General features: G+C 40.1%; 9 protein-coding genes and 1 tRNA gene. 5 read left to right on the top strand and 5 right to left on the bottom strand.

Features of this window, described 5'->3' with window-relative positions:
* The first annotated feature begins 66 nt into the window (after positions 1–66).
* From B3Y13_RS07410 to B3Y13_RS07395, 4 genes are all read left to right on the top strand, one after another.
* A complete protein-coding gene (locus tag B3Y13_RS07410; RefSeq protein WP_288516532.1) occupies positions 67–288 on the top strand; it encodes a FeoA family protein in 222 nt (73 codons plus the stop codon).
* Complete coding sequence (feoB, locus tag B3Y13_RS07405) at positions 239–2,605, top strand: ferrous iron transport protein B (protein WP_422664329.1); 2,367 nt, start codon at positions 239–241, stop codon at positions 2,603–2,605. Before B3Y13_RS07410 ends, feoB begins: the two co-directional genes overlap by 50 nt.
* A gap of 126 nt (positions 2,606–2,731) precedes the next feature.
* Positions 2,732–2,905, top strand: coding sequence for a hypothetical protein (locus B3Y13_RS07400; RefSeq protein WP_296022611.1), 174 nt, complete (start codon positions 2,732–2,734; stop codon positions 2,903–2,905).
* Positions 2,902–3,255, top strand: coding sequence for a heavy-metal-associated domain-containing protein (locus tag B3Y13_RS07395; protein WP_296668652.1), 354 nt, complete (start codon positions 2,902–2,904; stop codon positions 3,253–3,255). Before B3Y13_RS07400 ends, B3Y13_RS07395 begins: the two co-directional genes overlap by 4 nt.
* Positions 3,256–3,302: 47 nt before the next feature.
* Here the strand turns inward: B3Y13_RS07395 and dnaB are convergent, their stop codons facing one another.
* The 5 genes from dnaB to rpsF form a co-directional block, all read right to left on the bottom strand.
* Positions 3,303–4,634, bottom strand: coding sequence for a replicative DNA helicase (dnaB, locus tag B3Y13_RS07390; protein ID WP_296022609.1), 1,332 nt, complete (start codon positions 4,632–4,634; stop codon positions 3,303–3,305).
* Between the two features lie 196 nt (positions 4,635–4,830).
* On the bottom strand, positions 4,831–5,364 hold the full coding sequence (gene rplI / locus B3Y13_RS07385; protein WP_296668649.1) for a 50S ribosomal protein L9: 534 nt from the start codon (positions 5,362–5,364) through the stop codon (positions 4,831–4,833).
* A 70-nt stretch (positions 5,365–5,434) separates the two neighbouring features.
* Positions 5,435–5,755, bottom strand: a complete 321-nt coding sequence (gene rpsR / locus B3Y13_RS07380) for a 30S ribosomal protein S18 (protein WP_296668648.1) — start codon at positions 5,753–5,755, stop codon at positions 5,435–5,437.
* A 37-nt stretch (positions 5,756–5,792) separates the two neighbouring features.
* Positions 5,793–6,284: a single-stranded DNA-binding protein gene (locus B3Y13_RS07375; RefSeq protein WP_296022607.1), complete on the bottom strand. Its 492-nt coding sequence runs from the start codon at positions 6,282–6,284 to the stop codon at positions 5,793–5,795.
* Positions 6,285–6,334: 50 nt separating this feature from the next.
* Positions 6,335–6,616, bottom strand: coding sequence for a 30S ribosomal protein S6 (gene rpsF, locus B3Y13_RS07370; RefSeq protein ID WP_296022606.1), 282 nt, complete (start codon positions 6,614–6,616; stop codon positions 6,335–6,337).
* Between the two features lie 311 nt (positions 6,617–6,927).
* Between rpsF and B3Y13_RS07365 the strand changes: the two genes are divergently transcribed.
* Positions 6,928–7,011: transfer RNA gene (locus tag B3Y13_RS07365), tRNA-Leu, on the top strand.
* The last annotated feature ends 143 nt before the right edge of the window (positions 7,012–7,154 follow it).

The raw sequence follows: 7,154 nt of genomic DNA, 5'->3' as shown, positions 1-7,154 counted from the left end.
GCAAAAAGCCGCCCGAAAAAAATCGGAAGTAGATATTTTCTCATTGAATTTTTATAGGAGGAAAAAATGAGTACTTTAAGAGACGCCGAGGTTGGTTCTACCGTGACAGTTACAAAACTTGACGGTGAAGGAGCCTTAAAACGCCGCCTTATGGACATGGGATTTACGAAAGGCTGTAAAGTTTTTGTAAGAAAAGTTGCTCCGCTTGGAGATCCTGTGGAAGTTACAATCCGCGGATATGAACTTTCTGTGCGCAAAGACGATGCGCAAAATATTGAAGTTGAATAAAAATCAAAATAAGGATAGTAAAATGAGTACTAAAATTGCACTTGCAGGAAATCCAAACTGCGGAAAAACGACAATGTTTAATTCCCTTACTGGAACTGTTCAGTATGTTGGAAACTGGCCTGGAGTAACTGTTGAAAAAAAAGAAGGAAAGGTAAAAGGCAAAAGCGATTTGATTGTGACTGACCTTCCGGGAATATATTCGCTTTCGCCATACACAAATGAAGAAGTAGTTTCGCGCGATTATCTGGCTTCAAGCGAGCCTGCTGNNGACGCCATTCTTAACATTATTGACGGTACAAACCTTGAAAGAAACCTTTATCTTACAACTCAGATTATGGAGCTTGGAAAACCTGTCGTAATGGCGCTCAACATGGTTGATGCCCTAAAAAAGTCAGGAGATAAGATTGATGCGGCAAAACTTTCTGAAAAACTTGGCTGTCCAGTAATCGAAACTGTTGCGCTCCATGGAAAAGGCGTAAAAGAAATAATTGCCGCCGCTCAAAAAGCCGCTTCTGAAAAAACTAAGCCGGCTGTAATTCGGTTTTCTTCTGAGGTTGAAAAGGCGATCGGTGCAATTGAAGAGATCCTGCCTTCAGAAATTGAAGAATCTACGCGCAGATGGACGGCAATAAAAGTTCTTGAAAGGGACAGCGTGATTCTTTCAAAACTAAAACTTGACGAAGAGTCAAAAATCAAGGCTGAAAACGAAACTTGCGCCTTGGAAAAGTCTCATGACGATGATATTGAATCAATCATTACAAATGAAAGATACGAGAGCATAAATGCGATTTTGAAAGGCGTCCTTGTAAAATCTGGAAAAACAATGACTGCTTCTGACAAGATCGACCGCATTGTTACAAACAGAATTCTCGGAATTCCGATTTTCCTTGCTGTAATGTGGTTTGTTTATTGGGTTGCAGTTTCTACTGTCGGCACGATGGGAACTGACTGGGCAAATGATGTTTTGTTTGGCGAATGGATTCAGGGCGGCGCTCAGACTTTGCTTGAAAACGCTGGTGCAAACCCTGTCCTTATCGACTGTGTCGTTAACGGGATTCTTGGTGGACTTGGCGCTGTTCTTGGTTTTGTTCCTCAGATGGCGGTTTTGTTCATCTTGCTTTCGATTCTTGAAGACGTTGGCTACATGGTTCGGATTGCGTTCGTAATGGACAGGGTTTTTAGAAAATTCGGGCTTTCTGGAAAATCATTCATTCCGCTTCTTATAAGTTCTGGCTGTGGAATTCCTGGAATTATGGCAAGCCGTACAATCGAAAACGAAAATGACCGCCGAATGACAATTATGACTACGACCTGGATTCCTTGCGGCGCAAAACTTCCTGTAATCGCAATGATTGCAGCAATTATTGCGACTAAATTTACCAATTCTGACGGTTCGTGGGTTGGTCCTGCTATGTATGGAATTGGAATTTTAAGCGTTCTGCTCGCTTCTATTATCCTTAAAAAGACAAAATATTTTCATGGTCCTGCTGCGCCTTTTATTATGGAACTTCCTCAGTATCATATTCCGCAGTTAAAGACTGTTCTTTTGCATACTTGGGAGAGATTATGGTCTTTCATAAAAAAAGCCGGAACAATTCTCTTCCTCGCCTGCCTTGTAATGTGGTTCCTTTCAAGCTACGGCTGGTCTGTAAAAACTGAAGAAAGCGAAAATGAGACTGTTGCGCAGCAATCTGCCGAAAAGCCGGTTTTTGGCCTTGTTGAAGATGCAAATGATTCAATTATGGCAAAAGTCGGAGGAGTCCTTCGCTATGCGTTTATTCCGCTTGGTTTTGGAAATGAAGAAGGCGGATGGCAGTGCGCCGCTTCTGTAATTTCAGGTTTTTCTGCAAAGGAAGGAATTGTTACAACGATGGGCGTTCTTGCTGGAGCAAGTGATGAAGATACTGAAGCTCTTGCAGGCGCAGGAAACGTTTCTGATGTAATTTCTGGCGATGAAGTTGAAGCTGAGGAAAGCGAAGATGGAAATGCAAAAAATGCGGTTGATGCAATTGCAAAATGGTTCCCGACAGGACTTGTCGCATTCTGCTTCCTTTTGTTCAATTTGCTTGATTCTCCTTGTCTTGCTGCAATTTCTACAATGGCAAATGAGCTTCGCAATCGAAAATGGTTCTGGTTTGCAATTTTATTCCAGAATGCCTTCGCCTACATTGTAACTTTGATTGTTTATCAGCTTGGCAATCTTTTTACAACAGGTCATTTTGGCGCAGGAACTGTCTTTGCGATAATTTTTGTTCTTATGTTCCTGTATGGACTTTTCAGAAAAAATCCGTATGCTGAAATGGACAAAAAAAATTAAAATAAGTAAAGGCAATTTCTGAAAAATTTTGGAGACTGCCTTAAAAATATCTGTCCGAAGAAAAACTTGCCGATTTGTAAAGCAAAAAAAAAGCGGACAGATATTTTAACTTTTGCGGAGAAAAAAATGATTGCAAATATTTTTATTGTTTTGTTCATTGCTTTTTGGATTGTTTTTGTTGTTCATTCGATTATCAAATCAAAAAAAATAGAAAAAAAATCAGGAATTCCTGCTGGATGCTATTCTTGCAAGGCTTTTAAAGACGGCAGATGCAAAAGCTGCTGCGGAGAAAACAAATGATTGCAAATGCGATCCTGATAATTTTATTGATTTTACTCGCATGTCTAGGACTAAAGTCTTTTATAAAACGGCTCAATGGCGAAAGCTGCTGTAGCAGCGGAAATTCCGAAATAAAAATAAATCCTTTAGACAAAAATAAATCACACTATCCTTATGCGACGCTCATAAAAATTGATGGAATGAAGTGTAAAAACTGCGCAAGCCACATTCAAAACAAGCTTAACGAGTCTGGATTCTATGCAAAAGTAAATTTTAAGAAAAAATCTGCAAAAATTCTGTCAAAAGAAAAATTAAACGGCAACAAAAAAATAGAGGAAATAATAACTTCTCTCGGTTATTCTGTGATTTAAAAGAAAATTTGCCTCTAACTAATTTCGAATTGTTTTCAAATTCCTTTTTATTCTTCCGTAGCTTTATTTTCAAATTTGGTATATGAGCTCAAGAACAGAAGGTTTACATCTCCGATTGGACCGTTACGCTGTTTTGCAATAATCAGTTTTGCGTCCTGAACAGGATCTATTTCGCCCTCTTCCGTCTTTTTCCGTTCACGGTGAATAAACATTACAACATCGGCATCTTGTTCGATTGAGCCTGAGCCTCTCAGCTGCGCAAGTGTCGGTTCGGAACCTTCGGCGTCGCGGGCAACCTGACATAAGGCAACGACAGGAATGTCAAGCTCTCTGGCAAGACTTTTTAGTGATTTTGAAATTTCTGAAACTTGCTCGTAAACAGGAGCGGCTGAATTTTGCGTTGAAATAAGACCGATGTAGTCAATAAAAATAATTTTTACACCTTTTGACTGCACCATTCGCCTTGCCATTGCTCGCAAATCCAAAAGCTGCATATTCGGAGTGTCGACGATATAAAGTGGAGAATCAAAAACCCGTCCTGCGGCATCATTTATTTTTTGCAAATCATCAAGCTTCATTATTCCCGACCGAATTTTGTGTCCTGGAATTCTGCTTACCTGTGAAAGAAGGCGCTGGCCAATCTGCTCGAACGACATTTCAAGAGAGAAAAAGCCGCAAGGAATTTTCTGGTCGATAGCAATATTTTCCATCATAGAAAGTGCCATAGCCGTTTTACCCATAGAAGGACGTGCGCCGATGATGCTCAGTTCAGACTTCTGAAAACCGCTTGTCATGCTGTCAAGCCTTGTAAAACCGCATGGAATTCCGGAATAAGTGTCGTGGTTGTGATAATGCTGATGAATTATTTCAGATGTTCTTTGGACAACTTCGTGCATATCGTGAATTTGAATCGTCTGTCCCATATCAGTAAGGGCGAAAATCTTTTTTTCCGCTTCTTCAAGAATTGAACGGCTTTCACGCGATTCATCAAACGCAGAAGCCTTGATTTCTGAAGAAATTTTTATGAGACTTCGGCGAGTTGCTCTGTCCAAAACGACATGTGCATAATAATCGATGTTTGCGGCGGAAGGAACTTCATTTGTAAGGGATGCAATATAAGCTCCACCGCCAGCTTTTTCAAGCTCATTGTTTTTAGAAAGCTCGTTTGTGAGAGTAAGAATGTCTCCGGTTATTCCGCTTCCAAAAAGTTTTATGAGCGTGCTGTAAATAATCTGATTTTGAAGTGAATAGAAATGTTCTGGGAGCAAAAATGTTACAACATCCTGAATCGAAGTCCAGTCAAGAAGCATTGCCCCCAAAGTTGCAACTTCCGCTTCAAGATTGTGCGGCGGAACCGAGTCTTTTAATCGTTCGTCCATTATTTGCTCCTGTAAAAATGTGCTTTTCTTTTTGAAGTATAGCGTCGTTGCATTTTTTATCTTTTTATGAAAAATTATGAAAAATCAACGGCATTTTAATCTTTTTTTTATATTTAAAAATCAACAAAAAAAGCCGGAAAATTTTCCGGCCTTTTATTCAAACTGTCTGAACTTTTCAGATTTTGAAAGTAAAAAACTATTCAGCCTTTTCTTCTGCTGGAACTTCAGCAGTTTCTGCAGGTGTTTCCTTTTTAGAAGAAACTTCCTGTGGTTTGCTGTCTGTAGTCTGTCCTTTTACAGAAATTTTTACTTCAGCGTTTGTAGATTCGTAAAGGTGAATCAATGCTGTGTAGTGTCCTACGCTCTTAATTGTAACACCCTGAATTTCAATGCGTTTGCGCTCAATGTCGAAACCATTTTTGTTTAAGAAGTCAGCAACTGTCTGGCTTGTAACGGCACCGTAAAGCTTTCCGTTTGCAGCTGCAGGAACAGTAAGGTCAACGAGTGTCGCTTCAAGTTTGTCTTTTGCGCTTGCTGCATCCTTTCTTTTAGCTTCTTTGCGGGCTTCGATTTCTGCTTTGCGTCCTTCAAAATATGCTACAGTATCAGCATTGTACGGAACAGCAAACATGTGTGGGAAAAGGAAGTTGCGTGCATAACCGTTAGCAACATTTTTAACATCTCCCATTTCTCCGAGATGTTTAACATCTTCATTAAGAATTACTTTCATTTTTTCAAGCTCCTCTTGATATTAAAAAACGGCGTCACCAGGAGTTGGATCGTCGTTTTATTATTTTTTATTATTCTGCAACGAATGGAAGCAGACAAATTGCACGAGCACGTTTGATTGCAAGCGCAACTTCACGCTGATGTTTAGCGCAAGTTCCTGTAATGCGACGAGGAAGAATCTTACCGCGCTCTGTTGTAAAGCGTTTAAGACCGTCTGCATCTTTGTAATCTATTTTTACTTTATTAGCACAGAAACGGCAAACCTTCTTGCGGAAGAACTTTTTACCTCTGCGAGCGCCTTTCTCTTCGCCTTCGCGACCGTCTGAAGCGCCTTGTGTATCTGTTACATTTACTTTCTGTTCAACTTCGTTAGTTGTTACTTCGTCTGACATATTAAGTCTCCTAAAAATTGATTTTAATGATTAAACATTAAAATGGGATATCTTCTGAATATCCGCCGCCATTTCCACCAAAAGAAGGACTTTCTGCAGGTGGCTGATAAGACTGCTGCTGTGCAAAACCATTATTTTGCTGGAATTTCGGAGTGTACCCCCCTGACGACTGAGTGCCGCCGTTATCCGATCTTCCGCCAAGAAGCATTACACTGTCAGCAACAATGCCTACCTTGCTGAATTTCTGACCGTCTTTTTCCCAACGATCCTGACGCAAATATCCTTCTACGGCAATCTGCTTGCCTTTTGTAAGGTATGGCTTAAGGTTTTCCGCAGTTTTACCCCAGATTGTTACATCGAAAAAGTTTGCTTCATCAACCCACTGTTCACCCTGTTTACGGCTACGGTTTACCGCAATGCTGATATTAGCGCGTGCCTGACCGTTTGGAGTATAAGCAAAATCACGCTGATCATTTCCCAAGTCACGGACAAGACGTCCAACAAGGACTACTCGGTTAATATCTGTCATAAAATGCCTCCAGGTTGTTATTTACAGTGTTTATTAGAGAAAATAACTTTCTAGTCTTCGATTTTTACAAAAAGCCACTTCAAAAGGCTATGTGTTAATTTGAACTGAGTTTCGATTTCTGTAATTTTCGCAGGATTTGCGCTAACTGTAAAAAGAACGAAACGACCGCGTTTCTGTTTTTCGATAACATAAGTCAAGTCACGGTCACCGTAAGACTCTTCTTTGTCGATTTTTGCACCGAAATTGGCAAGCACTGAGCGAACTGCATCAGAAGCTGCCTTAAATTTGTCTTCTTCTGTAGAGAAAACAGTCATAAGTTCATACTTTCTCATCTTGTATGTTCTCCTTATGGTCAAATGGAAACTTCGTACGAAGTCTCAAGGGGTTGCTAAAAATATAACTTTTTTTTGCAGTCTGGTCAATACAAAAAAAATGTAAACAATTCTGGGCCATTTTTGCTGCGCAAAAAACGGGCTTTTCAGGGCTACGGCTTTCGCCTCCGACCAAAGGCTGACCTTTGTTTTCGCTTCGCTCACCCTTGCAATCCCTTGTCCAAAATATGCCTAAAACACAAAAAACAAAAGCGGATAATTGACACGATAAAAAGTTTTTTGCATAATATAAAAATCATATCGTGTTTATTGCCCGGGTGGCGGAATTGGCAGACGCGCTAGGTTCAGGTCCTAGTGAGAGCAATCTCATAGGGGTTCAAGTCCCCTCCCGGGCATATTCTTTTTTATAATCCGTTGTAAAAAGCTCTGCAAAAGTTATCTGATTTTTTTTGAGCCCTGACATTTCTGTGTAGGGTTTTTGCTCTGCTATAAATCAATTTTTTAGTTTTATAGTTCGAATTTATGTCCTTTTATGCTC

This window comes from Treponema sp. UBA7567 (assembly GCF_002476655.1).
Classification (GTDB): domain Bacteria; phylum Spirochaetota; class Spirochaetia; order Treponematales; family Treponemataceae; genus Treponema_D.
This window is presented reverse-complemented; position numbering and strand designations above follow the sequence as displayed.